This is a genomic window from Streptomyces radiopugnans, from assembly GCF_900110735.1.
Classification (GTDB): Bacteria; Actinomycetota; Actinomycetes; order Streptomycetales; family Streptomycetaceae; genus Streptomyces; species Streptomyces radiopugnans.
On record NZ_FOET01000015.1, the window covers coordinates 52,535 to 77,358 of the forward strand.

General features: G+C 73.4%; 27 protein-coding genes. 17 read left to right on the top strand and 10 right to left on the bottom strand.

All coding sequences use genetic code 11. The features are described 5' to 3' along the window. Positions 1 to 32 precede the first annotated feature (32 nt). Positions 33 to 254, bottom strand: a complete 222-nt coding sequence (locus tag BMY40_RS22220; protein ID WP_093662414.1) for a DUF1918 domain-containing protein — start codon at positions 252 to 254, stop codon at positions 33 to 35. 193 nt (positions 255 to 447) lie between these two features. Here BMY40_RS22220 and BMY40_RS22225 point away from each other — a divergent pair, with 193 nt between their 5' ends. Together BMY40_RS22225 and BMY40_RS22230 are read left to right on the top strand one after the other, a co-directional pair. Then, positions 448 to 867, top strand: coding sequence for a GNAT family N-acetyltransferase (locus tag BMY40_RS22225; protein WP_245770247.1), 420 nt, complete (start codon positions 448 to 450; stop codon positions 865 to 867). Positions 868 to 939: 72 nt separating this feature from the next. After that, positions 940 to 1,512 carry a histidine phosphatase family protein gene (locus BMY40_RS22230; RefSeq protein ID WP_093662416.1) on the top strand — a complete coding sequence of 191 codons (573 nt, stop codon included), beginning with the start codon at positions 940 to 942 and terminating at the stop codon, positions 1,510 to 1,512. Positions 1,513 to 1,567: 55 nt separating this feature from the next. Here BMY40_RS22230 and BMY40_RS22235 read toward each other — a convergent pair whose 3' ends face one another. Both BMY40_RS22235 and BMY40_RS22240 read right to left on the bottom strand, forming a co-directional pair. Continuing rightward, positions 1,568 to 2,317, bottom strand: a complete 750-nt coding sequence (locus BMY40_RS22235) for a MerR family transcriptional regulator (protein WP_093662418.1) — start codon at positions 2,315 to 2,317, stop codon at positions 1,568 to 1,570. 135 nt (positions 2,318 to 2,452) lie between these two features. Then, positions 2,453 to 3,259, bottom strand: a complete 807-nt coding sequence (locus BMY40_RS22240) for a LysR family transcriptional regulator substrate-binding protein (RefSeq protein WP_093662420.1) — start codon at positions 3,257 to 3,259, stop codon at positions 2,453 to 2,455. A 72-nt stretch (positions 3,260 to 3,331) separates the two neighbouring features. Between BMY40_RS22240 and BMY40_RS22245 the strand changes: the two genes are divergently transcribed. The 6 genes from BMY40_RS22245 (at position 3,332) to BMY40_RS22270 (ending at position 9,095) form a co-directional block, all read left to right on the top strand. Further along, positions 3,332 to 3,715 (top strand): DUF5997 family protein, encoded by a 384-nt coding sequence (locus tag BMY40_RS22245; RefSeq protein ID WP_093662422.1) that lies wholly within the window; start codon positions 3,332 to 3,334, stop codon positions 3,713 to 3,715. A gap of 233 nt (positions 3,716 to 3,948) precedes the next feature. Further along, positions 3,949 to 4,977, top strand: coding sequence for an N-acetyl-gamma-glutamyl-phosphate reductase (gene argC / locus BMY40_RS22250; protein ID WP_093662424.1), 1,029 nt, complete (start codon positions 3,949 to 3,951; stop codon positions 4,975 to 4,977). A gap of 201 nt (positions 4,978 to 5,178) precedes the next feature. Next, positions 5,179 to 6,330 carry a bifunctional glutamate N-acetyltransferase/amino-acid acetyltransferase ArgJ gene (gene argJ, locus BMY40_RS22255; RefSeq protein ID WP_093662426.1) on the top strand — a complete coding sequence of 384 codons (1,152 nt, stop codon included), beginning with the start codon at positions 5,179 to 5,181 and terminating at the stop codon, positions 6,328 to 6,330. Then, positions 6,327 to 7,316 (top strand): acetylglutamate kinase, encoded by a 990-nt coding sequence (argB, locus tag BMY40_RS22260; protein ID WP_245770248.1) that lies wholly within the window; start codon positions 6,327 to 6,329, stop codon positions 7,314 to 7,316. The genes argJ and argB overlap by 4 nt, the downstream gene beginning before the upstream one ends. After that, complete coding sequence (locus BMY40_RS22265; protein ID WP_093662428.1) at positions 7,313 to 8,527, top strand: acetylornithine transaminase; 1,215 nt, start codon at positions 7,313 to 7,315, stop codon at positions 8,525 to 8,527. The genes argB and BMY40_RS22265 overlap by 4 nt, the downstream gene beginning before the upstream one ends. Positions 8,528 to 8,534: 7 nt before the next feature. Beyond that, positions 8,535 to 9,095: an arginine repressor gene (locus BMY40_RS22270; RefSeq protein ID WP_093662430.1), complete on the top strand. Its 561-nt coding sequence runs from the start codon at positions 8,535 to 8,537 to the stop codon at positions 9,093 to 9,095. 37 nt (positions 9,096 to 9,132) lie between these two features. Here BMY40_RS22270 and BMY40_RS22275 read toward each other — a convergent pair whose 3' ends face one another. The 3 genes from BMY40_RS22275 to BMY40_RS22285 form a co-directional block, all read right to left on the bottom strand. Then, positions 9,133 to 9,699: a GNAT family N-acetyltransferase gene (locus tag BMY40_RS22275; protein WP_093662432.1), complete on the bottom strand. Its 567-nt coding sequence runs from the start codon at positions 9,697 to 9,699 to the stop codon at positions 9,133 to 9,135. A gap of 180 nt (positions 9,700 to 9,879) precedes the next feature. After that, a complete protein-coding gene (locus tag BMY40_RS22280; RefSeq protein WP_425443155.1) occupies positions 9,880 to 10,425 on the bottom strand; it encodes a GNAT family N-acetyltransferase in 546 nt (181 codons plus the stop codon). 54 nt (positions 10,426 to 10,479) lie between these two features. After that, complete coding sequence (locus tag BMY40_RS22285) at positions 10,480 to 11,067, bottom strand: pyridoxamine 5'-phosphate oxidase family protein (RefSeq protein ID WP_093662434.1); 588 nt, start codon at positions 11,065 to 11,067, stop codon at positions 10,480 to 10,482. 337 nt (positions 11,068 to 11,404) lie between these two features. On the opposite strand from BMY40_RS22285, the gene BMY40_RS22290 reads away from it, so the two are divergent. Then, complete coding sequence (locus tag BMY40_RS22290; RefSeq protein ID WP_093662436.1) at positions 11,405 to 12,601, top strand: argininosuccinate synthase; 1,197 nt, start codon at positions 11,405 to 11,407, stop codon at positions 12,599 to 12,601. Positions 12,602 to 12,780: 179 nt separating this feature from the next. After that, on the top strand, positions 12,781 to 14,247 hold the full coding sequence (gene argH / locus BMY40_RS22295) for an argininosuccinate lyase (RefSeq protein ID WP_093662438.1): 1,467 nt from the start codon (positions 12,781 to 12,783) through the stop codon (positions 14,245 to 14,247). A gap of 62 nt (positions 14,248 to 14,309) precedes the next feature. Here argH and BMY40_RS22300 read toward each other — a convergent pair whose 3' ends face one another. Together BMY40_RS22300 and BMY40_RS22305 are read right to left on the bottom strand one after the other, a co-directional pair. Further along, a complete protein-coding gene (locus tag BMY40_RS22300) occupies positions 14,310 to 15,053 on the bottom strand; it encodes a carbonic anhydrase (protein ID WP_177214097.1) in 744 nt (247 codons plus the stop codon). 163 nt (positions 15,054 to 15,216) lie between these two features. Then, positions 15,217 to 15,897 carry a lysophospholipid acyltransferase family protein gene (locus BMY40_RS22305; RefSeq protein ID WP_093662442.1) on the bottom strand — a complete coding sequence of 227 codons (681 nt, stop codon included), beginning with the start codon at positions 15,895 to 15,897 and terminating at the stop codon, positions 15,217 to 15,219. Between the two features lie 246 nt (positions 15,898 to 16,143). Here BMY40_RS22305 and BMY40_RS22310 point away from each other — a divergent pair, with 246 nt between their 5' ends. Continuing rightward, positions 16,144 to 17,310 (top strand): glycerophosphodiester phosphodiesterase, encoded by a 1,167-nt coding sequence (locus BMY40_RS22310; RefSeq protein WP_093662444.1) that lies wholly within the window; start codon positions 16,144 to 16,146, stop codon positions 17,308 to 17,310. Positions 17,311 to 17,688: 378 nt separating this feature from the next. Then, positions 17,689 to 18,216 carry a GNAT family N-acetyltransferase gene (locus BMY40_RS22315; RefSeq protein ID WP_093662446.1) on the top strand — a complete coding sequence of 176 codons (528 nt, stop codon included), beginning with the start codon at positions 17,689 to 17,691 and terminating at the stop codon, positions 18,214 to 18,216. A 148-nt stretch (positions 18,217 to 18,364) separates the two neighbouring features. Here BMY40_RS22315 and BMY40_RS22320 read toward each other — a convergent pair whose 3' ends face one another. After that, positions 18,365 to 18,793: a hypothetical protein gene (locus BMY40_RS22320; protein ID WP_093662448.1), complete on the bottom strand. Its 429-nt coding sequence runs from the start codon at positions 18,791 to 18,793 to the stop codon at positions 18,365 to 18,367. Next, positions 18,786 to 19,154, bottom strand: a complete 369-nt coding sequence (locus tag BMY40_RS22325; protein WP_093662450.1) for a hypothetical protein — start codon at positions 19,152 to 19,154, stop codon at positions 18,786 to 18,788. The genes BMY40_RS22320 and BMY40_RS22325 overlap by 8 nt, the downstream gene beginning before the upstream one ends. 584 nt (positions 19,155 to 19,738) lie before the next feature. On the opposite strand from BMY40_RS22325, the gene BMY40_RS22330 reads away from it, so the two are divergent. The 5 genes from BMY40_RS22330 to cbiE all read left to right on the top strand — a co-directional run bounded on the left by BMY40_RS22330 (position 19,739) and on the right by cbiE (position 24,777). Further along, entirely contained in the window at positions 19,739 to 20,905 is a 1,167-nt protein-coding gene (locus BMY40_RS22330; protein ID WP_093662452.1) for a methionine ABC transporter ATP-binding protein, read from the top strand. Further along, positions 20,902 to 21,570, top strand: coding sequence for a methionine ABC transporter permease (locus tag BMY40_RS22335; RefSeq protein ID WP_093662454.1), 669 nt, complete (start codon positions 20,902 to 20,904; stop codon positions 21,568 to 21,570). Before BMY40_RS22330 ends, BMY40_RS22335 begins: the two co-directional genes overlap by 4 nt. Before the next feature lie 115 nt (positions 21,571 to 21,685). Then, positions 21,686 to 22,561, top strand: a complete 876-nt coding sequence (locus BMY40_RS22340) for a MetQ/NlpA family ABC transporter substrate-binding protein (RefSeq protein WP_425443156.1) — start codon at positions 21,686 to 21,688, stop codon at positions 22,559 to 22,561. Positions 22,562 to 22,672: 111 nt separating this feature from the next. Then, complete coding sequence (locus tag BMY40_RS22345) at positions 22,673 to 23,338, top strand: GNAT family N-acetyltransferase (protein WP_093662456.1); 666 nt, start codon at positions 22,673 to 22,675, stop codon at positions 23,336 to 23,338. 197 nt (positions 23,339 to 23,535) lie between these two features. After that, positions 23,536 to 24,777, top strand: coding sequence for a precorrin-6y C5,15-methyltransferase (decarboxylating) subunit CbiE (gene cbiE / locus BMY40_RS22350; protein ID WP_093662458.1), 1,242 nt, complete (start codon positions 23,536 to 23,538; stop codon positions 24,775 to 24,777). Positions 24,778 to 24,824: the final 47 nt, after the last annotated feature.

A 24,824-nucleotide genomic window follows, 5' to 3' on the forward strand; every position in this document is an offset into this window, starting at 1 on the left:
TGTCTCCTTCGGTCCGGTACGCGGCCCCGGCGTCAGCGGCGCCGGGGTTCGCCGTGCTCCAGCAGGGGCTCGCCGTGGTGCCGCACCACGGAGTCGGGCCCCGGCGACATCACGGTCTCGTGTCCGTCCTCGAAGCGGACCCGGTACGGCGGCTCGCCGTTCGTCCCCAGTACCTCGATGATCTCCGCGACCCTCTCGTGCTGCCCCACGAACCTGCCGTGGACCAGCAGCAGGTCGCCCACGTTCGCCTGCATCGGCGGTCTCCTTCTGTCCGTATCGATAAGAAAAATCCTTTTGGTCACGATTCTAGGGGCGGAGGGGGGCCGGGCGCCCGCGAGCGCGGAAGCGCGGGGAACACAGAGAATGCAGGGGAGGCGGGGAGGCGGGAGGGCGGAGCGGGGCAAAACCGGTCGACGGCCCGCGCGCCGGCTGCCAGGCTCTCCCGCCATGAGCACCGCGTACGAGATCTCCGCCGACCCCGCCCGCCTCGACGCCGCCCGCGTCCACCAGTGGCTGTCCACCGACGCCTACTGGGCGCTCGGCCGCAGCCGGGAGAAGCAGGACCGGGCCATCGCGGGCTCGCTCAACCTCGGGGCGTACGACAGGGCCACCGGCGAGCAGCTCGGCTATGCGCGGGTGGTCACCGACCGGGCCACCTTCGCCTGGCTGTGCGATGTCTACGTCGCCCCCGCCGCCCGCGGCCGGGGTCTGGGGAAGGCGCTGGTGGGAGCCGCGCTCGCGGAGCTGGAGCCGTACGGGCCGAAGCGGGTGCTGCTGGCCACGGAGGACGCGCACGGCCTCTACGAGGGGTTCGGCTTCCGCCCGCCGGCGGAACCCGGGCGGCTGATGGCGCTGGTCCCCCGGTGATCCGGGCATACGTCCGAAAACAGTCCGTGCCCGACCGTCGAACAATCCGGTTCACGGTTCTACCATCCGGTAATGCACCTGCGGATCACGCTTCTCGCCGCCGCCCGCAGCTCATCCCTGCTGGACGTGCGCTTCGAGGACGACCGCCCCCTGGACGCCGCCGGGTGGCGGGAGGCCGAGCGGGCCATCCCGGCGTACGCGCACCTGGCGGGCGCCGAACTGCGCTACTGCTCGCCGACCATGCGCTGCCGCGAGACCGGGGACGTGCTGGGGATGCGGCCACTGGCCCAGCCCGCGCTGCGCGAGTGCGACATGGGCCGGTGGCGCGGGCGCACCTTCAAGGAGGTCGCGGCGAGGGAGCCGCGGGCCGTGGACGCCTGGCTCGCCGACCCCCACGCCACCCCGCACGGCGGGGAGTCGCTGTTCTCCTTCATCCTGCGGGTCGGAGACTGGCTCGACACCCGGCCGGGCGGCGAGGGCGACACCCTGATCGCCGCGGTCGTCGAACCGACGGTGCTGCGCGCGGCCGCGGTGTACGCGCTGAAGGCGCCGCCGCACACCTACTGGCGCGTGGACGTCCGGCCGCTGTCGTCGATCACCCTGGCCGGGTGGGCGGGGGACTGGACGCTGGCCATGGACCACTGACGGCCTCCGGGGCCTCCGGGGCACGCCCCGGAGGCCCCGGTCCCGGGGGCCGGGCCTACAGCTCGCGCCCGGCGTAGGCGCTCATGGCGTCCCGGACGAAGGCCGCCGTGCCCTCGCCGTACTGGTCGTAGGTGGCGGTGAAGCGGGGGTCGTCGACGTACATCTGCCCGAGCCCGGCGAACTGCTCCGCGCTGGGGCGCCTGCCCTGCCAGCCGCCGCAGACCCACTCGTAGTGCCGCCGGGTGATCGCGAGCACCTCGTCGCTGTCCGGCGCGAGACCGGCCCGGTGGGCGCGGGCGTAGTCGGTGGTGATGTCGATCTGGCGCTGCTGGAAGGACTTCTTGTCGTCCTCCGTCAGCGAGCGCCACCAGCGGTCGCCACGCTCGAAGGCGTCGCGGCCCCAGCGTTCGATCACCTCGTCCTTGTACCTGGTGTGGTCGAAACCGTCGAGAGCCTCCTCGGGCATCAGGGGCTCGCCTCCTTTCATCCTGGTCAACGTCTTCCGTACCGACTCGATCTGCCGGCCCAGGCGCTCCCGCTCCCGCTCGAGCAGTTCCAGATGGGTGTGCAGCGCGGCGGCCGCGTCCCGCTGCCCGTCGAGCGCTTCGGAGATGGCGGCCAGTCCCAGGCCGAGTTCGCGCAGCAGCAGGATCCGCTGGAGCCGCACCAGCGCGTGCTCGTCGTAGTAGCGGATTCCGCCGTGCCCGACCCGGCTGGGACGCAGCAGCCCGACGGCGTCGTAGTGGCGCAGGGTGCGGCTGGTGGTCCCGGCCGAGCGGGCGATCTCCTGAATGGACCATTCCATCGCCTGTGGCCTCCGAGTCCCGGTGGTTCGGTCGGTGCAGACGACGTTAGGGGTTTACGCAGCGTCAACCGCAAGCCCGGTACCCGGGCTCTTCTCCGGTGGCCGCGGAGGGACGGTGCGGGCGCCGCGGAGACGCTACGACCTGCGGCGGGGCCTGCCGCGCCTGCTGCCCCCGGAGCCCTTCGAACCGCCGGAGCCCTTGGCGCCGCCGGAGCCGCGCCGGGCGGTCCGGCCGGCCTGCCCGCCCGCCGCGGACTTCCGCCGCGCGCCGCCCCCGTCCGAGCGCTTCGGCTTCTCCTGCTTGCCCGGCACGGGCTCCTCTGCGGCGGGGCGGCGGCCCCGGGTGCTGTTGACGGTCCGCCCCCGGACGATCCCGATGAAGTCCTCCACCAGATCGGTGGTCCGGTCCTCCCGCCACGACAGCGCGACGCGCGACTGGGGGGTGCCCGTGACCGGCCGGTAGGTGAGGTCCCTGCGGTGGTGCAGGCGGGCGAGCGACTGCGGTACGACGAGCAACCCCACCCCCGCCGCCACCAGCTCGATCGCGTCCGCCGTCGTGGCGGGGCGCTCGAAGGCGGGCCGTCCCGGCGGGCGCTCCCAGTCCAGGGTGTCGTCGAGGGGGTGCAGCACGATCTCGTCGGCCAGTTCCTCGGCGGACACCTCCTCGGCCGCTGTCACGAGGTGGTCCTTGGGGACCACCACCACCGTGGTCTCGGTGTAGAGGGGGATCGCGCTGAGATCCGTCCGGTCGGTGGGCAGCCGCAGGAAACCGGCGTCGGCGCCGCCGTCGCGCAGCACGCCGGACGCCTCGGCGGCGGGCACCTGGACGAGGTCGAGCGGGATGCCGGGCAGGCGCTCGTTCCAGATCCGCACCCACTTGGTGGGCGTCACTCCCGGGACGTACGCGAGCCGGAACGAGGGGGATGCTTCCGAGCCGTTCACCGAGCCAGGCTACCGGGCGGCCGGGGAGCCGGGTGGCGGGAGGAGCCGTGGGCGCTCGATACCCTGGACCCCATGAAGTCGCAGCAGACCGCCCAGACGATGAAGCCCGCCACCGCGGCGAAGAAGCTGGGCGTGTACCTCGAGGCCACCCCCGCCGAGTTCCGGGAGGGCGTCGTCTCGCGCGCGGAACTGAACGCGCTGCAGACCGACCCGCCCGAGTGGCTGCGGGAGCTGCGGCGCAACGGACCGCACCCCCGTCCGGTGGTCGCGGCGAAGCTGGGCGTCTCCAACTCGGGGCTCGCGCGCGGCGGGATCACCGAGCCCCTGACCACCGAGCAGATCGAGGCGCTGAAGGCGGAGAACCCCGAGTGGCTGCAGAAGGAGCGCGCCACCCAGGCCGAGGTCCGCAAGGAGGCGGCGCGCCTGAAGGAGCGGAAGGCGGAGCAGGGCGACTGACCCCGCCCGCCGCACTCCCGATCCAGGCCCCCGCCCCCGCGGCGCCCGTGTGACGCCGCACCCGCACCCGCGGCCCCGGCCGCGTCCTTCCCCGGCCCGCCGACCGGTCCCTGCGACCGGTCGGCGGGCCGTACGTCGTCCGGGGCCGCTCCCCGCGGTCCTCGCCGCCGAACGAGTCCATTGCATAAAACTGCCGACATGCGTATAGTCATGCCATCGATGAGGAGGATTCCATGGCAGTGCGAGCGGCGGTGGCGGGAGCGAGCGGCTACGCGGGAGGCGAGATCCTGCGCCTGCTTGCCGGGCACCCCGAGGTCGAGATCGGGGCGCTGACGGGCAACTCCAACGCCGGGCAGCGTCTGGGCGCGCTCCAGCCGCACCTGCCGCCGCTGGCCGACCGTGTCCTGGAGGTCACCACGGCGGAGGCGCTGAGCGGCCACGACGTGGTCTTCCTCGCCCTGCCGCACGGCCAGTCCGCGGCCGTCGCCGAGCAGCTCGGCGACGATGCGCTGGTCATCGACTGCGGCGCCGACTTCCGGCTGGGGGATCCGGGGGACTGGGAGCGTTTCTACGGCACGCCGCACGCCGGCACCTGGCCGTACGGCCTCCCCGAGCTGCCGGGGGCACGCGACGCGCTGACGGGGTCCCGGCGCGTCGCGGTCCCCGGCTGCTACCCGACGGCCGTGACGCTCGCGCTCTTCCCGGCGTTCGCGGCCTCGCTGGCCGAGCCCGACGTGGTGGTGGTCGCGGCCACCGGCACCTCGGGGGCCGGCAAGGCGCCCAAGCCCCACCTGCTGGGCAGCGAGGTGATGGGCTCGATGAGCCCCTACGGCGTCGGCGGTGTCCACCGGCACACCCCGGAGATGGCCCAGAACCTCTCGGCCGTCGCGGGCGAACCGGTCACCGTCTCCTTCACCCCGACCCTCGCCCCGATGTCCCGGGGCATCCTGGCCACCTGCACCGCCAAGGCCCGGCCCGGCCTGACCGCCGGCCGGCTGCGCGAGGCGTACGACAAGGCGCTGGCCGCCGAGCCGTTCGTCCACCTGCTGCCCGAGGGCCAGTGGCCGTCCACCGCCGCCGTGTACGGCTCCAACAGCGTGCTGGTACAGGTCGCGTACGACGAGGCGGCGAACCGCGTGATCGCCGTCAGCGCCATCGACAACCTCACCAAGGGCACCGCGGGCGGCGCGGTGCAGAGCATGAACATCGCCCTCGGCATCCCCGAGGAGACCGGCCTCCCCGTCACCGGGGTCGCCCCGTGAACCGGGGACACCTCCCGGCGGTGGCCGGGAGCGCACGCGCGGCTGCCGGTCCGCTGTCGGCGATGATGCCCGCGCTGTGCCGCGTGGGCGGAGAAGAGAACGGAGAAGCACCGTGAGCGGCGCACGCGCGGCTGCCGGTCCGCTGTCGGCGATGATGCCCGCGCTGTGCCGCGTGGGCGGAGAAGAGAACGGAGAGACACCGTGAGCGTGACCGCGGCCAAGGGATTCACCGCGGCGGGGATCGCCGCCGGGATCAAGGACAACGGCAACCCCGATCTGGCTCTGGTCGTCAACACCGGGCCGCGTCTGGCCGCCGCCGGTGTGTTCACCTCGAACCGGGTCAAGGCCGCCCCCGTGCTCTGGTCCGAGCAGGTCCTCAGGGGCGGGCAGGTCTCGGCGGTCGTCCTCAACTCCGGCGGCGCCAACGCCTGCACCGGCCCGCTCGGCTTCCAGGACACCCATGCCACCGCCGAGAAGGCCGCCGAGGTGCTCGGCCACAGCGCCGGCGAGGTCGCCGTCTGCTCCACCGGCCTGATCGGCGTGCGGCTGCCGATGGACCGGCTGCTGCCGGGGATCGAGGAGGCCGCGAAGGAGCTCTCCGCGTACGGGGGCGACAAGGCCGCCATCGCGATCAAGACGACCGACACCGTGCACAAGACCGCCGTCGCCGAGGGCGCCGGCTGGGTCGTGGGCGGTATGGCCAAGGGCGCGGGCATGCTCGCCCCCGGGCTGGCGACCATGCTGGTCGTCCTCACCACCGACGCCGACGTGGACGCCCCCGGACTGGACGCGGCGCTGCGCGAGGCCACCCGCACCACCTTCGACCGCGTCGACTCCGACGGCTGCATGTCCACCAACGACACCGTGCTGCTGCTCGCCTCCGGCGCCTCGGGGATCACCCCGGAGGCGAAGGAGTTCGCCGAGGCCGTGCGGTCCGTCTGCGACGACCTGGCGCAGCAGCTGATCCGGGACGCCGAAGGGGCTTCCAAGGACATCCGGATCGAGGTGGTGAACGCGGCGAGCGAGGAAGACGCCGTCGAGGTGGGCCGTTCCATCGCCCGCAACAACCTCCTCAAGTGCGCCGTCCACGGCGAGGACCCCAACTGGGGCCGGGTGCTCTCCGCCATCGGCACCACATCCGCCGCCTTCGAGCCCGACCGGCTGAACGTCGCCATCAACGGAGTGTGGGTCTGCCGCAACGGTTCGGTGGGCGAGGACCGCGAGCTGGTGGACATGCGCTACCGCGAGGTCCGCATCACCGCCGACCTGGCTGCGGGCGACGAGTCCGCCGTCATCTGGACCAACGACCTCACCGCCGACTACGTCCACGAGAACAGCGCTTATTCGTCATGAGCACACGTAGGCACACCGCCCTGCCCAAGGCCCAGATCCTCATCGAGGCGCTGCCCTGGCTGACCCGCCACCACGGAAAGACCGTGGTCGTCAAGTTCGGCGGCAACGCCATGGTGGACGAGGACCTGAAGGCCGCGTTCGCCCAGGACGTGGTCTTCCTGCGGCACGCGGGCCTCAGGCCCGTCGTCGTCCACGGCGGCGGCCCGCAGATCAGCGCCCACCTGGACAGGCTCGGCCTGGTCAGCGAGTTCAAGGCCGGACTGCGGGTCACCACCGAGGAGGCCATGGACGTCGTGCGGATGGTGCTGGCCGGCCAGGTGCAGCGCGAACTGGTCGGTCTGCTCAACCGGCACGGCCCACTCGCCGTCGGCATGACCGGCGAGGACGCGCACACCCTGACCGCCACCAAGCGCTACGCGCACATCGACGGCGAGAAGGTGGACATCGGCCGCGTCGGAGAGATCACCGAGGTCGACGCGGGCGCCGTCCAGGCCCTGCTGGACGACGGCCGTATCCCGGTGATCTCCTCCATCGCCCGCAGCGCCGACGACGGGCACGTCTACAACATCAACGCCGACACCGCCGCCGCGGCCCTCGCCGCTGCGCTCGGCGCCGAGACGCTGATGGTGCTCACCGACGTCGAGGGCCTCTACGAGGACTGGCCCAACAGCGACGACGTGATCAGCCGCCTGACCGCGAGCGAACTGGAGAGGCTGCTGCCGGACCTGGCCAGCGGCATGGTGCCCAAGATGGAGGGCTGCCTGTACGCCGTGCGCAACGGCGTCAACACCGCCCGGGTCATCGACGGGCGCGTCCAGCACTCCATCCTGCTGGAGATCTTCACCGACGAGGGGATCGGGACCATGGTCGTGCCGGACGGAACCGCATCGGACAGGACCGCTCCGGACAGGACCGCTCCGGACGAGACCGTGACGGACGAGGCCGCGACGCGGGAGACGGCGGCGGAGAAGGAGCAGCGGGCATGAACGACACCGCCACCACACCCGGCAACGCCGGTCTCACCCGGCGCTGGCAGGGCGCGCTGATGGACAACTACGGCACCCCCCGCATCCCGATCACCCGCGGCGAGGGCGCCCGGCTGTGGGACGCCGACGGCAGGGAGTACCTGGACTTCGTCGCAGGCATCGCCGTCAACTCGCTGGGCACCGCCCACCCGGCGGTCGTCCGCGCGGTCTCCGAGCAGATCGCCACCCTCGGCCACGTCTCCAACCTCTTCGTCGCCGAACCCCCGGTCGCCCTGGCCGAACGGCTGCTCCAGCTCTTCGGCCGTCCCGGACGCGTCTACTTCTCCAATTCCGGGGCGGAGGCCGTCGAGGCGGCGTTCAAGATCGGCCGCCGGACCGGCCGGACGCACATGGTCGCCACCGCCGGCGGCTTCCACGGCCGCACCATGGGCGCCCTCGCGCTGACCGGCCAGTCCGCCAAACGCGATCCCTTCCTGCCGCTGCCCGGCGAGGTCACCCACGTTCCCTACGGCGACGCCGACGCGCTGCGGGCGGCCGTCACCGAGGAGACCGCCCTGGTGATCGTCGAGCCGGTCCAGGGCGAGAACGGCGTCGTCGTCCCGCCCGAGGGCTACCTGGCCGCCGCCCGCGAGATCACCGCCGCCACCGGCGCCCTGCTGGTGCTCGACGAGGTCCAGACGGGCATCGGCCGCACCGGGCACTGGTTCGCCTGCCAGGCGCAGGGGGTGCGGCCCGACGTCGTCACCCTCGCCAAGGGGCTGGGAGCCGGACTGCCCATCGGCGCCACGGTCGCCTTCGACGAGGCCGCCGAACTGCTGGGCCCCGGCCACCACGGCTCCACCTTCGGCGGCAACCCGGTCTCCTGCGCGGCGGCGCTCGCCGTCCTGGACACCATCGCCTCCGAGGGCCTCCTCGACCACGTCAAGCGGATCGGCGGCCGGCTGCGCGAGGCCGTCCGGGCGCTGGGACACCCGCTGGTCGACCAGGTCCGCGGCGCCGGCCTGCTGCTCGGTATCGTACTGACCGAACCCGTCGCACCCCAGGTGCAGCAGGCTGCCCAGGACGCGGGCTTCCTGGTGAACGCGTGCGGCCCGGACGTCGTCCGGCTGGCACCACCGCTGATCATCGGCGAAGCCGAGGTGGACGCGCTGGTCCGGTCCCTCCCCGCCGTCCTCGACGCAGCCGACGGGACCCGACGAGCCGGAGACTGACGAGACCATGACCGAGGCGCAGGCGCAGGGCGGCAACCACGGCGGCCCGGCCGTACCCCACACGCGTACGGCCCGGCACCGCCGGATCGTGGAGATCCTGAACCGCGAGCCGGTCCGGTCCCAGAGCCAGCTCGCCAAGCTGCTCGCCGACGACGGGCTGAGCGTCACCCAGGCGACGCTCAGCCGGGACCTCGACGAGCTGGGGGCGGTCAAGATCCGCAACACCGGGGGCGAGCTGATCTACGCCGTCCCCGGTGAGGGCGGCGACCGCACGCCCCGGGCTCCGCTGGGGGAGTCCGCGAGCGAGGCGAGGATGGCGCGGCTGGCGGGCGAACTGCTGATCTCGGCCGAGGCGTCGGCCAATCTGGTGGTGCTGCGCACCCCGCCCGGCGCCGCCCAGTTCCTCGCCTCGGCCATCGACCAGGCGGAGGTGCACGACATCATCGGCACCATCGCGGGCGACGACACCCTGCTGCTGATCAGCCGCCACCCCACCGGCGGCCAGGCCCTGGCCGACCATCTGCTGCGGCTGGCGCAGAAGAACTCCCACCAGGGCAACGCCACCTGACGGGTTCCGGGCCCCGGCAACCGCGGGGTGCGCTCCGTCAGCCGCGCGCGCCGTGCCCGGCGGCGTTCTGCCACTCGTGCGCCAGCAGAGCCCAGACCTGGAGGTCGTGACGGCGGCCGCCCATGGAGAACACGCTGCGCAGCGTGCCCTCGTGCGTCATGCCCAGCCGCCGGGCCACCGCGATGCTGGGGTGGTTGTCGGGGGAGACCAGCCACTCCACCCGCACCAGGCCGCGCACCCCGACCGCCCAGTCGATCATGCGCCGGGCGGCGGTCGTCACCAGCCCGCGCCCCTGGGCCTCGGGAGCCAGCCAGGCCCCCAGCTCGCAGGAGCCCTCGGAGGCGCTGAACAGCCGGAAGAGCATGCCGCCCACCAGCTCGCCGTCGAGCCGGATGCCGTAGATCCGGCCCTCGTCGGCGGCCTGCTTGTCGGCGTACCGCTGGAGGAAGGCCCGGGCCGAGGCGGTGTCGGTGACGGTGTGCGCCCACGGCAGCCAGGGCGCCAGATGATCGCGCACCCGGTCGGTGTACGCGGCCAGCTCCGCCGCCTGCCACGGCTCCAGGGGGCACAGTTCCGCGCCGTCGCCGAGAGGGGTGCTGAACATGGGGCTCCTCGCAGGGTCGCTCGCAGGTGGTCGGGCGTGCGGTCGCGGCGGTCCCGCCGGTCCCGGCGAGCGCCATGATCGAACCCGCCGTCACGCTAGCGGCGCCCGCCGCGCGGAACCAGCCGGTGGACGGCGGACCCCGGGCGGCGGTCGCGCGCCCGGGGTCCGCCGTCCACCGGATCAGAGCGGCTTCTTGTGGAAGAGGGTCGTGGGCCGGAGCACGCCCTCGGTGTCCGCCGCGTAGTCGGGGATCGTGCCGGCCTCGGTCCAGCCGGCCGAGCGGTAGAGGCGCTCGGCCGGGCTGCCGGTCTGGGTGTCCAGCACCAGCAGGGAGATCCCCGCGCCGGCGGCCTCCCGTTCGGCCGTCGCCAGCAGCCGCCGGCCCAGCCCCCGGCCCCGGGCGTCCCGGTGCACGATCAGCTTGGCTACCTCCGCGCGGTGGCGGCCGTTGGGCATGCCGCAGAACCTGAGCTGCACGGTCCCCAGGATCCGGCCGCCGTCCCGGGCGACCCACACCGCTGCCCGGCCGTCGGCGACCTCGGGCGCCAGGCCCTCCCACCAGGCCGCCGCTTCGGCGGGGTCGAGCGGGGCGAGGAAGCCGATCGAGGAGCCGCCCTCGACGGCGTCGTGGAGCAGGGCGGCCAGATCCCGGGCCGCGGCGGTGAGGTCGGCGGCCGGCAGACGGGTGATCACCGGCGCGGCGCTGCTGATGTGTTCGGTTCGCACCGCCCGATGGAACTCCTTCCGGGGCCCTGGCCGCAAGGACGTTCCGCCAGGCGGTCAGGAGGGGGTGGGCGGCAGGGGGAGCGGCAGGCCCGGGAGGCCGTCGATGCTGGTGGCGACGTGCTCCTTCCTGTGGAAGTACGCGTCCAGCGACTCGTCCGTCTCGCGCTCGAAGCGCGAGCCGTGCAGCGGTCGGTCGCTCTCGTACGTCATCAGCGGCACGGCGTAACCGCAGGTGTCGCGGATCAGCTCGGCGGTGACCACGATGATCGCGCGCAGACCGTGCCGGGAGTGGTCGATGCCGGGGAAGCGGCCGATCAGCTCCCCCCAGCGCGGGTCGTCGCGGAAGACGGGTTCCCCGCGTCCGTGGACGCGCACGATGTTCGGCGGGCCGGAGAAGGCGCACCACATCAGGGTTATGCGGCCGTTCTCCCGCAGATGGGCGACGGTCTCGGCGTTGGAGCCGGCGAAGTCGAGATAGGCGACGGTGCGTTCGTCCAGGACGGCGAAGGAACCCCTCAGCCCCTTGGGGGAGAGGTTGACGGTGCCGTCGCCGGACAGCGGCGCGGTGGCGGTGAAGAAGACGGGCTGGGCCTCTATGAAGTCCCGCAGCCGTCCGTCGATGCGTTCGTATGTCTTTCCCACATTGGCATCATGCCGCCGCGAGGGCGTACGTGCCCGGTGATTACGGCGCGGGCCGGACAGCCGAAGGCGGGGGACAGGCGCGGACGCAGGAGCGGGGGCGGGGACAGTGCGGGTGCGGGTGCGACGGGAGCACGGGAGCCGGCAGGGGAGGGGCCGCCGGCGCCGCCCGCGGCGGCCGGGGCGTGGAGCGCAGCCCGCGGCCGTGCCGGCCGGGGTGCCGCGGGTCACCGGAAGGCTGTTGACCTGCGCTTTCTCCGGAGACCAGGCGCGCTTTGACGAATCATGCGGAGGAGTGCATACTTATACTAGTCACCGCATGCATCGTAAGGAGTCCCCCGTGACCGAGCGCGTCGTACTCGCCTACTCCGGTGGCCTGGACACCTCCGTCTGCATCGGCTGGATCGCCGAGGAGACGGGCGCCGAGGTCGTCGCCGTCGCCGTCGACGTCGGCCAGGGCGGGGAGGACCTGGACGTCATCCGCAAGCGCGCCCTCGCCTGCGGCGCCGTCGAGGCCGAGGTCGCCGACGCCAAGGACGAGTTCGCCGAGGAGTACTGCCTTCCCGCGATCAAGGCGAACGCGCTCTACATGGACCGCTACCCGCTGGTCTCCGCCCTCTCCCGGCCGACCATCGTCAAGCACCTGGTGGCCGCCGCCAGGAAGCACGGCGCCACCACCGTCGCCCACGGCTGCACCGGCAAGGGCAACGACCAGGTGCGGTTCGAGGCGGGCATCTCCTCCCTGGCCCCCGAGCTGAAGTGCATCGCGCCGGTGCGGGACTACGCCATGACGCGCGACAAGGCCATCGCCTTCGCCGAGGACAAGGGCCTGCCGATCGCCACCACCAAGAAGTCGCCGTACTCCATCGACCAGAACGTCTTCGGGCGGGCCGTTGAGACCGGCTTCCTGGAGGACATCTGGAACGCGCCGATCGAGGACGTCTACGACTACACCCAGAACCCGGCCACCGCGCGCGAGGCCGACGAGGTGGTCATCACCTTCGACAAGGGCGTCCCCGTGGCCCTCGACGGCAGGCCCGTCACCGTCCTGCAGGCCATCCAGCAGCTCAACGAGCGGGCCGGGGCGCAGGGCGTGGGCCGGATCGACATGGTCGAGGACCGCCTGGTGGGCATCAAGTCCCGCGAGGTCTACGAGGCGCCGGGCGCCATCGCGCTGATCACCGCCCACCAGGAGCTGGAGAACGTCACCGTCGAGCGCGAACTGGCCCGCTACAAGCGGCAGGTGGAGCAGCGGTGGAGCGAGCTGGTCTACGACGGCCTGTGGTTCTCCCCGCTCAAGCGCGCCCTGGACGGCTTCGTGGAGGAGGCCAACGAGCACGTGTCCGGCGACATCCGGATGACCCTGCACGGCGGCCGGGCCACCGTCACCGGCCGGCGCTCCCACAAGTCGCTGTACGACTTCAACCTGGCCACCTACGACACCGGCGACACCTTCGACCAGTCGATGTCCAGGGGCTTCATCGAGATCTTCGGCATGAGCAGCAAGATCGCCGCCAAGCGGGACCTCGCGCAGTAACCTGCCCCCGCGGCAGCCGCACACCGCACACCGCCCGCCTCCTCCGCCCTGTGGTGGGGGAGGCGGGCGCCTTCCCGTCCCCGCCGGGCCGGCGCCGTCCGAGACCGTCCCGCACCGTCCGACACGGCCCAGCACGCCCGGCACGTCCAGCACGACCGGCAAGCGCACGAGGAGCACCGATGACCAACGCCCCCCAGACCCCGCCCCCCGCCGCAGGCGGCGACGTACGGCTGTGGGGCGGCCGGTTCGCCGACGGACCGGCCGAGGCGCTGGCCGCCCTCTCGGCCTCCGTCCACTTCGACTGGCGGCTGGCCCCCTACGACATCGCCGGGTCGCGCGCCCACGCCCGGGTGCTGCACCGGGCCGGGCTGCTGAGCGCCGACGAGCTGGAGAGGATGCTCGCCGGCCTCGACCGCCTGGCGGCCGACGTCGCAGACGGCACCTTCACCGGCACCGTCGCCGACGAGGACGTGCACACCGCCCTCGAGCGCGGCCTGCTGGAGCGCCTCGGCCCGGAACTCGGCGGCAAGCTGCGCGCCGGGCGCTCCCGCAACGACCAGGTCGCCACGCTGTTCCGGATGTACCTGCGCGACCACGCCCGGATCATCGGCGGCCTGCTCGCCGATCTGAACGAGGCCCTGGTCTCCCTGGCCGAGGCGCACCCGGACGTGGCGATGCCCGGCCGCACCCACCTCCAGCACGCCCAGCCGGTCCTCTTCGCCCACCACGTCCTCGCCCACGTCCAGGCGCTGTCCCGGGACGCCGAGCGGCTGCGGCAGTGGGACGCGCGCACCGCCGTCTCGCCCTACGGGTCGGGGGCGCTGGCGGGCTCCTCGCTGGGCCTGGACCCCCGCGCCGTCGCCGCCGACCTCGGCTTCGAGCACGGCTCGGCCGCCAACTCCATCGACGGCACCGCATCGCGCGACTTCGTCGCCGAGTTCGCCTTCATCACCGCGATGATCGGCGTGGACCTCTCCCGGATCGCGGAGGAGGTGATCATCTGGAACACCAAGGAGTTCTCCTTCGTCACCCTCCACGACGCCTTCTCCACCGGCTCGTCGATCATGCCGCAGAAGAAGAACCCGGACATCGCCGAGCTGGCGCGAGGCAAGTCCGGCCGGCTCATCGGCAACCTCACCGGGCTGCTGGCCACCCTCAAGGCGCTGCCGCTGGCGTACAACCGCGACCTGCAGGAGGACAAGGAGCCGGTCTTCGACTCCTGCGACCAGCTGGAGATCCTCCTCCCGGCGTTCACCGGGATGATGGCCACCCTCACCGTCAACCGCGAGCGGATGGCCGAGCTGGCCCCGGCAGGCTTCTCCCTGGCCACCGATGTCGCCGAGTGGCTGGTGAAGCGGGGCGTGCCGTTCCGGGACGCGCACGAGATCGCGGGGGAGTGCGTCAAGGTCTGCGAGGCCGCCGGGATCGAGCTGGACGAGCTGACCGACGAGCAGTTCGCGCGGATCTCGCCCCACCTCACCCCCGAGGTCCGCACCGTGCTGAGCGTCTCCGGCGCCCTGGCCTCCCGCGACGGACGGGGCGGCACCGCGCCGTCCGCCGTCGCCGTCCAGCTCGCCGAGGTCAAGGAGGACCTGGCCCGGCAGCGGGAGTGGGTCGAGGAGGACCGCCCGGGCGCCGTGAGCTGACCGGCCGCCGGGCCATCGTCAGGTCTCCGCCAGGCCACCGCCAGGTCCCTGCCGGGCCCCTGTCAGGGACCGGCGAGGAACTCCACCTCGCCGGTCTCCTCCCGGCAGTGGGCTCCGACCACCTCCAGCTCGCCCCGCCGCAGCAGCGGCAGCAGGACCGGGTCGTCGCGCAGGCGTGCGACGACCCGGTCCGTCTGCGCCCGGACGGTGTTCTCCACCGCGTCGCCCGGCGCCCCCGAGCCGTCCCGGCAGGCCGCCGCCAACCGGGCGGCCGCCACGGCCAGATGGGCCGGCGGCCGGGTGCCGGCCGTACGCGATTCGAGCGCCGCCGCCACCGCCCCGCAGTGCTCGTGCCCCAGGACGACCACCAGCGGCACGCCCAGCTCCACCGGGCCGTACTCGACACTGCCCTCGACCGTCGCGTCCAGGGTGTGCGCGGCGGTGCGGATCACCAGCAGTGCCCCGGGCTCCTGGCCGAACAGCGTCTCCGGTGGCAACGGGCAGTCCACACAGGCCAGAACGGCGGCGACGGGGCGCCGGGCGGCGGGGCACCCGCCGCCTCCCCTCCTCGCGCCCCTCGCGCCCCTCCCGGCCCGGCGGGCGTTCCCCTCGCGCAGCAGCCGCAGCGCCTCGGCGGGTGTGAGCCGCCGCTCCCGTGCGTCCGTGCGCTCGGCGCCCGTGTTCCCCGCTCCCGTGCCCTTCGTCCCCGTGTCCTCCGCGCCGCGCGGCCGGACGTCCCGCGGAGCGCCGCCGGGCAGGCAGACGGCCCCGCGCAGTGTCCAGCGGTGGTTCCTCGGCGAGCGCACGTGTTCCTCCAGGTCTGTCGGCGTCCTGGGGAAGCATGGACCGCCCTGCCTTCCGCTACGCCCCCGGAAGGGGTGAACCGGAAGGCGCCGAGGGGACGCGGTTCACCCGCGGGGGCGAACGGCCGCTTCGGGGAAGGGGCCGCCGCGCACCGCCGGCGGAGGCTCAGGCCGCCTTCGCCTTGGTGGCGTACACGTCCACGTACTCCTGGCCCGACAGCCGCATCACGTGGCTCATCACCTCGTCGGTCACGGCCCGCAGCACATAGCGGTCGCGGTCCATGCCCTCGTAGCGCGAGAAGTCCAGCGGCTCGCCGAAGCGGACGGTGATCCGGCGGCCCGGGCCGATCCGGGGCAGTCCGCTGCCGCCCGGCTGCACACGGTCGGTGCCGATCATCGCGAACGGGACGACCGGCGCGCCGGTCATCAGCGTCAGCCTGGCGATGCCGGTGCGGCCCCGGTACAGGCGGCCGTCGGGGGAGCGGGTGCCCTCCGGGTAGATGCCGAAGACGTTGCCCTCCTCCAGCACCCGGCGGCCGGTCATCAGCGCCGCGACGCCGCCGCGCCCGCCGTCGCGGTCCACCGGGATCATGCCGACGCCGGTGAAGAACCACGCCATCAGACGGCCCTTGAGGCTCTTTCCGGTGACGTACTCGTCCTTGCCGATGAAGAAGACCTGCCGGTCGACGACGATCGGGAGGATCATCGAGTCGATGAAGGTCAGGTGGTTGCCGGCCAGGATCACCGGGCCGCTGCCGGGGATCCGCTCCGCTCCCTCGACCTGCGGACGGAACAGCACGCGCAGGAGCGGGCCGAGCAGCGCCTTGATGAGCAGGAAACGGGACAACGTGCCCTCCGGTCGTGATGGTCAGCGCGCGCACCCGCGCAGGTGAGTACGGTACTCGCCGATCACCGGCGGGCGCGCGCCGGGTTCGTCCCACGGATACCCCGTGATGGCGCGATTTGTCAGCCGTTCACGCCACGTTTCGTGCGCGGTCTCCCGTAGTGAAGCGACGCGCACCTACCATGCGCGGGTTCCGTTGTTTGTCAGGTGCGGGACAGTCACAGGCGTGTGAAGGCGAGAGGAGAGCCCATGGGACAGGCGCAGAGGCCGGACCGCAGAACCGTGCTGGGCGCGGCGGTGCTGGGCGCGGGCGCGGCGGCACTGGGACCGGCCGCCACCGCGGCGGCGGCCGACGGCGGGAAGGGGAGCGGCGCGGGCCGCGGGCGCGCGGTCCTGCCGGCACCCGCCGTCATCGCCCACCGCGGTGCCAGCGGCTACCGGCCCGAGCACACCCTGGGGGCCTACCAACTCGCCCTCGACATGGGGGCCGACGTCATCGAGCAGGACCTCGTGCCAACCCGGGACGGCCATCTCGTCTGCCGCCACGAGAACGACATCACCGGCACCACGGACGTGGCCGACCACCCGGAGTTCGCCGGCCGCAGGACCACCAAGACGGTGGACGGCACCGAGATCACCGGCTGGTTCACCGAGGACTTCACCCTCGCCGAACTCAAGACGCTGCGCGCCACCGAGCGCATCCCCGGCACCCGCCCCGACAACACCCTCTACGACGGCCGCTGGACGGTCCCGTCCTTCGAGGAGGTGCTGCGCTGGGCCGAGCGCGAGGGCCGCCGGCGCGGACGCCCGGTCTGGCTCCACGTCGAGACCAAGCACCCCAGCTACTTCCGCGCACTGGGCCTGGGCCTGGAGGAGCGGCTGGCGAAGCTGCTGCGCCGCTACGGGCGGGACCGCGCGAACTCCCCCACGTTCCTGCAGTCCTTCGAGCCGACCAGCATGGAGCGGATGAGCCGGCTGGTGAGGACCCCGCGCGTGGTGCTGCTGTGGACCGCCGACTCCCGCCCCTGGGACTTCGAGCAGACCGGCGATCCGCGCACCGTGGCGGACCTCGTCACCCCCGAGGGGCTGGAGTGGATCTCCGGCTTCGCCCAGGGCGTCGGCCCGGTGCTCGACCTCGTCATCCCCCGGCGGGCGGACGGGCGGCTGGGCGAGCCCACCACCCTGGTGCGCGACGCCCACGCCCGCGGGCTGCTGCTCCACCCGTACACCATGCGCAACGAGAACCGCTTCCTGCCCGCGGACTTCCACCGCGGCACCGACCCGGACGCGTACGGGGACGCCTTCGGCGCCCTGCGCGCGTACTTCGAGACGGGCATCGACGGCATCTTCGCCGACCAGCCGGACACCGCCCTGCTGGCCGCCGAGGACTTCCGCCGGGACTTCGGCCGGGGCTGACGGCCGGCCGGACCGGCCCGGCGGCCCCGAGGGCGGCGCGGACCGCGGTGGTCACCCGTGCGGGTGGCGCACACGCGGTCCGCGCAACCGTTTCCGCCCCCGGAACGCCACGGCGGCCGCGGTACACGGGGACCTGCCCACCGACCCCGCCCGCGGGGAAGCCGCCCGGGAGTTGGGAATCTCACAGGGCGGTCCCGGACCGATTCGTTCCCCTTGCACCGATCGCCTGCGCAGAATGCTCACGGCGGAGGTTGCGCCCCCCGAACCAGGGGAAGGGTGCGGTGAACCACCGGCGTCATCAGGGCAGACAGTTCGGGCGCGCGACCCTCGTTCCGCATGTGCGTCCGGACGCGACGAGACATGGGGAGACGTGCGCACATGGGAATGAGCGTGACCATCTCTGCGGCGACGGACGAAGACGTCGAGCAGATCCTCAAACTGCAGTACCTGTGCTACCAGTCCGAGGCCGCGCTCTACGGCGACTACGGCATCGAGCCGCTCACCCAGACCCTCGACGACCTCCGCGCCGAACTGGCCCGCGGCTGCGTGCTCGTGGCCCGGCTCGGCGAGGAGGTCGTCGGATCGGTACGCGGCCGTGTCGAGGACGACGGCACGGCCGTGATCGGCAAACTGATCGTCCACCCCCGCATGCAGCGGCACGGGCTCGGCAGGAGGCTGCTGTCCGCGGTCGAGGAGCGGCTGGCGCGGGAGCGGTCCGCCCGGCGCTACCGGCTGTCCACCGGCCACCGCAGCGAGGGCAACATCCGCCTCTACCGCAGGCTCGGCTACACGCCGGTGGCCACCGAACAGGTCTCCTCGAGGCTGAGCATGGTGACCCTGGAGAAGGCGCCGCAGTCCTCGCCGGCGGGAGGGGACGTCTCCCGGACGTACGCCGCCAGCGCCTGACCGGCGCCCGGTGCGCGTCCCGTACGCGCTCGGGCCGCCCCGGTGACACCCGCCGGGGCGGCCCGAGCACGTACCGGGGCCGCCGAGCCGGGGAGGGGCGCCGGTCGCCGCCGCGCCGCCCGGACCGCCCGGCGGACCGCTTCCGCGGTCAGACCGCCCCGGCCCCGGCGGGCGAGCGGCGCAGCCACAGCAGGCCGATCACCGGCAGGACCAGCGGGAGCAGCAGATACCCCAGGCCGTAGTTCGACCAGACGGTCGCGTCGGGGAAGGCGGCCGGATCCAGCACCGTCCAGGTGCCGACCGTCAGCACCCCGGCCAGCTCGGCGGCGCAGCACACCAGCGCCACCCGGCGGGCGCCCCTGCCGCCGCGCACCAGGGCGACGGTGATCACCACGTACACCGCCGCGGCCACCGCCGAGAGGAGGTACGCCAGCGGCGCTTCCTGGAAGCGCGTGGAGAGCTGGTAGACCGAGCGGGAGGTCGCGCCGACCGCGAAGACCGCGTACAGCGTGACCAGCAGCCGGCCCGGCCCGCGGTTCAGACCCGAGGACGCCGCAGGGCCCGAGGGCTCAGCCATGCCCGCCTCCCCACACGTCGTACAGCCGCACCTGGAGCACGGCCATCACCACCGCGCCCGCGGCGACCGTCGCCGAACCCCAGCGGGTGCGTTCGGCCAGGGACATGAAGCCGACCGCCGGCACACAGGCCGCCACGCCCAGCAGATAGGAGACGAAGACCACCGTGCCGCCGTCCGGCTTCGCGCCGCGCGCCAGCTGTACGACGCCGACGACCAGCTGCACCAGGGCGAGTGCGGTCACCACGGCCATGCCGGCGAAGTGCCAGTCCTTGGTCGGCTGGTCCCGGTAGGCCGCGAAGCCGCACCAGGCGGCCAGGGCGAGCGCGGCCACGGCGACCGCGACCGTCAGCGGGGTGAGCATGTCGGCACTGTATTCGAGCCCGTCATCGCGGACGAAACGACCCCTCCAGAAGTCCCTCCGGATCTTTCCCGGATCCCTGCGGGCCGTGGCCTTGACCACATGCCGGGCTGTTCACCGGACGGTCCGCGGACGGCTTCCGCGCAGGTGGCGGTGGGTGCGACGGCTTCTTCGGCGGGTGGGCGCGCCGGGTGCCGCGCATCGCCGACCGTCCACTATCCGGACAGAGGCGTCCGTTTTTTACGTGTAGAGGCCAGGGGTCTGCTTTACTCTTCCGCATGACCGCGACGAGCTACCGCACCCGTGCGACCGAGGCGACGATGACGCCCGGTGCTCGCCGCATGTGTCGAATGTGTGACCGCTGAGGGCCCCCGACCGAGCCGCCTCGCGCCCCGAAGCGAGACCTGAGCCGTCCACCTCCCGGCGGTCCGCCCGGAGGGCGCCGGATGCGCTCGGCCCCGCGCTCGCCCGCCGTCCGCCCGCCCGAGGCGTGATTTCCGGACAGCGGGTTCCACCCCTTTTCGTCAGGAACATCCGTGCCCGGCGCCGTACCCCCGCGCCGCGCACTCGACAGTGATGGACACCCAGTGATCACCACCACGGGACTCACCAAGGTCTACCGTTCCCGAGGCCGCGACGTGACCGCGCTCGACGGCGTCGACCTCCACGTCCGCGAGGGCGAGGTCTTCGGCGTCGTCGGCCGCAGCGGAGCGGGGAAGTCCTCCCTCATCCGCTGCGTCAACCTGCTGGAGCGTCCCACCTCCGGCACGGTCGTCGTCGACGGACAGGACCTCACCGCCCTGGCCGGACGCGGACCGCGGGCCGGCGCCGAACTGCGCCGGGCCCGCAGCCGCATCGGCATGGTCTTCCAGCACTTCAACCTGCTGTCCTCCCGGACCGTCCAGGGCAACGTCGAACTGCCGCTGGAGATCCTCGGCGTCCCCGGCCGCGAGCGCGCCCGCAAGGCCCGGGAGCTGCTGGGCCTGGTCGGCCTCGCCGACCACGCCCGCTCCTGGCCCGCACAGCTCTCCGGCGGCCAGAAGCAGCGCGTCGGCATCGCCCGGGCACTGGCGGGCGACCCCAAGGTGCTGCTGTCCGACGAGGCGACCTCCGCGCTCGACCCGGAGACCACCCGCTCCGTCCTGGCCCTGCTGCGCGACCTCAACCGGCAGCTCGGCCTGACCGTGCTGCTCATCACGCACGAGATGGACGTCGTCAAGACCGTCTGCGACTCGGCCGCGCTGATGCGGGACGGGAAGGTCGCGGAGTCCGGCACCGTCTCGGGGCTGCTGGCCACCCCCGGCTCCGAGCTGGCCCGCGAGCTGTTCCCCCTCGGGGGGACGCCCCCGGCCGGGGAGGCGGGGAACGGGGCGGGGCCGGCCCGGGAGCGCACCGTCGTGGACGTCACCTTCCACGGCGAGAGCACCGGACGGCCGCTGATCTCCCAGCTCTCACGCACCCACGACATCGACGTGTCGATCCTCGGCGCCGCCATGGACACCATCGGCGGCCGCCAGGTGGGCCGGATGCGGATCGAACTGCCCGGCGCCCGCGAGGACAACGCCGTGCCGCTCGGCTTCCTGCGCGAGCGGGGACTGACCGTCGAGTTCCCCGGAGCGGCCGGGGCCGTCAGGCCCTCCGGAAGCCCCGGGCCGCCCGACGCCCCCGAGGCTCTCCGGACCTCCGGGACCACCGAGACCTCCCAGAGCACCGAGACCCCCCAGACCACCGAGACCGCGGAGAAGACCCGATGACCTGGCCGGAGATGCAGCCCATCCTGCTCCAGGGCACCGTCGACACCCTCTACATGGTCGGCTGGTCCACCCTCGTCACCGTCCTGGGCGGCCTCCCGCTGGGTGTGCTGCTGGTACTCACCGACCGCGGCGGGCTGCTGGCGAACAAGGCGGTCAACAAGGCCGTCGGCGTCGTGGTCAACGTCGGGCGCTCCCTGCCCTTCATCATCCTCGTCGTCGCCCTGATCCCCTTCACCCGCCTGGTCGTCGGCACCTCCATCGGCCCGACGGCCGCCGTGGTGCCGCTGTCCATCGGCGCCATCCCCTTCTTCGCCCGCCTGGTGGAGACGGCCGTGCGCGAGGTGGACCACGGACTGGTCGAGGCCGTCCTGTCCATGGGCGGCGGTACCGGCACGGTCGTCTTCAAGGCGCTGCTGCCGCAGGCCCTGCCCTCCCTCGTGGCCGGTCTGACCACCACCGTCATCACCCTCGTCGGCTACTCCGCGATGGCCGGCGCGGTGGGCGCCGAAGGCCTGGGCAGTAAGGCCATCACCTACGGCTACCAGCGCTTCGAGACCGGCTTCATGCTCGCCACCGTCGTCGTGCTGCTCGCCCTCGTCACCGCCGTGCAGCTCCTGGGCGACGGCGCGGTGCGCCTGCTCTCCCGCCGCGAGCGCACCACCTGAACCACCCCCCGACCACCCCCCACATGGAAGCCGGACCCCTTGTCCGGCAGGCACCGACCGGAGCCCCGGCATCCCCGGAGCCCCGGAGAACGCAGAACGGAAAGAGGCACTCTTCGTGCGCACCATCACCAAGTCCGCCATCGCCAGGTCCGCCCGCACCAGGGCCACCGCCGCCGCGGCCACCGCCGCGCTGGCCCTCTCGCTGGCCGCCTGCGGCACCGACTCCGACCCCGCCGCCTCCGGCGGCTCGGGGGACGCCGACGCGCCGCTGACCGTCGCGGCCTCCCCGACCCCGCACGCCGACATCCTCGGCTTCGTCAAGGAGAACCTGGCCGAGAAGGCCGGACTGAAGCTGGAGATCAGGGAGTTCACCGACTACGTGCTCCCCAACACCGCCACCGAGAACGGCGAGGTCGACGCCAACTACTTCCAGCACAAGCCCTACCTGGACGACGTCAACGCCAAGCAGGGCACCCACCTGGTGCCGGTGACGGGCGTCCACCTGGAACCGCTGGGCCTCTACTCCTCCACCCTGAAGAAGGCCTCCGAGCTCGGCGCCGGCGACACCGTCGCGGTGCCCAACGACACCACCAACGAGGGCCGCGCCCTCAAGCTCCTGGACAACCACGGCCTGATCGAGCTCAAGGACGGCGCCGGGCAGGACGCCACCCTCTCGGACATCGCCGACGCCAAGGGCCTGGAGTTCAAGGAACTGGAGGCCGCCGCGCTGCCCCGCTCCCTCGACGACGTGGACGCCGCCGTCGTCAACGGCAACTACGCCATCGAGGCCGGTCTGGAGCCCGCCGAGGACGCCCTGGCCCTGGAGGAGGCCGAGGGCAACCCCTACGTCAACCTCCTGGTCGTCAAGGAGGGCGGCGAGGACGACCCGCGGGTGAGGAAGCTGGCCGACCTGCTGGCCTCCGAGGAGGTCGCCGACTTCATCGAGCGGGAGTACCGGGGCTCGGTGGTGGCCGCGGCCGACGCCTCCTGACACCGGTACGGCGGTGAGCCGGGCCCCGGCGGGGGGGCCGGGGCCCGCGCTGCACGCCGCCGGGACGATGCTGCATGCTGTGCACTCGACCCCGTCAGGCTGGAGCGGCGCATGACACCCATCTTCCCGGAGATCTCGATCAGCACGGAACGACTCGTGCTGCGTCCCCTCGAGACCGAGGACGCCCCCGCGTTCACCGAGATGATGAACGACGAACTGGTCACCGCCTGGACCTCCGCGCCCGTCCCCTACACCGAGGACCACGCCCGGGAGTGGATCGCCCGGGGGGCGCCCGCGGAGCGGGCCGAGGGACGCGGCATCGTCTTCGCCGTCATCGAGTTCCTCACCCAGCGCCTGGTCGGCACCGTCCATCTGCGCAAGGCCGACTGGCGGGTGCTGTCCGTCGAGGCCGCGTATGTGATCGCACCCTGGGCACGCGGCGAGGGGTATGCCGCCGAGTCGCTGCTCGCCGCCGTCCAGTGGCTGTTCCAGGACCGGAAGTTCGAGCGGCTGGAGATACGCACCCCGGCCGACAACACCGCCTCGCAGCAGGTCGCCCAGAAGATCGGCTGCGTCAGCGAGGGAGTGCTGCGCAACGCCTGGATAGCCCGGACCCGCACCGAGGACGGGAGCTGGACCGACATCCGCACCGACCTGATCGTGTGGAGCCTGCTGCCGGAGGACCTGGAGGACGGGCCGGGCGAGGCGGCCGACACCGGCGGATACTCCGCCTACCCCGAGGCCGGGAGCTACTCCGCCTACCCCGACTGGCGCTGACGGCCCGGAAGCCCGAGGCGTGCGGCCCGAGCCGTGAAGCCCCGGCCGGCTCCCCGTGCCGGGCGCGGTAACCTCACTGCGGCGATCCCACCGCCCCACAGCCCCACCGTCCTGTCGACACCGCAACACCGCGCACCGCGCACGTTCCCGCACCGCCTTCCGCCCCCGCCCCGCGACGCGCCAGGAGAGAGCCGACGATGGCCGACCGTGTCACCGTGATCGGGTGGGACGGCTCGCCGCTGACGGAGGCCGCCCGCGCCGCCCTCGGAGCCGCCACCCTCGTCGCCGGCGCCGCCCACCACCTGGCCCTCCCGGAGGTCCCTTCCGGTGCCGAGCGCATCCGGCTGGGCAGCGTGGCGCTGGCCGCCCGCCGCATCGCCGGGCACCGCGGCACCGCGGTGGTGCTCGCCGACGGCGACCCCGGCTTCTTCGGCGTCGTCCGCACCCTGCGCGCACCCGAGTACGGCCTGGAGGTCGAGGTCGTACCGGCCGTCTCCTCCGTCGCCGCGGCCTTCGCCCGCGCGGGGATGCCCTGGGACGACGCGCAGATCGTCGTCGCCCACGGCCGCACCCTGCGCCGCGCCGTCAACGTCTGCCGCGCCCACACCAAGGTCGCCGTCCTCACCTCGCCCGGTGCCGGGCCCGCCGAACTGGCCCTCCTGCTGGAGGGGGTGCACCGCACCTTCTTCATCTGCGAGGCCCTGGGCACCGACCGCGAGCGGGTCACCGTACTGACCTCCGACAAGGTCGCCGACCACGTCTGGCGCGACCCCAACGTCGTGATCGTGGTGGGCGGTTCGGCCGCCGCTGCCGGGCCCGGTGCGGCGGACCGGGGCGGATGGCTGGCCGGACGCGATCCGAACTACCCGCCCCCCGTCCGGGGTTGGGCCCTGCCGGCCGCCGAGTACGCCGGGCAGGACACCCGGGCGGCGGCTCCCGCCGGGACCGCGGACTCCGCGCAGTTGCGCGCCGCCCAGCTCGCCCGGCTCGGCCCCAGACCCGGTGACCTGCTGTGGGACATCGGCGCGGGCAGCGGAGCCGTCGCCGTGGAGGCCGCCCGCTTCGGCGCCGCGGTCCTCGCGGTCGAGCGCGACGCGGCGGCCTGCGCGCGGATGTCCGCCGCCGCACGGCGCTTCGGCGTCCAGCTCCAGGTCGTGCACGGCATCGCGCCCCTGGCGCTGGAGGCGCTGCCCGAACCCGACGTTGTGCGCGTCGGCGGGGGAGGGGTGCGTACGGTCGCCGCCTGCGCCGACCGCAGACCCGAGAGGATCGTCACACACGCCTCCACCCGCGACGAGGCCGAGGCCGTCGGGCGGGTGCTCGCGGACGGCGGATACGCGGTGGAGTGCGCCCTGATCCAGTCCCTCGAACTGGACACCCGGGAGTGGACGGAACGCGAACGCGCGGTCGTCTTCCTGCTGTCCGGCAGCCGGATGTGATCTCGCCCGAGACGAACCGGACCAACCGGGGCCAGTCGTCCACCCCC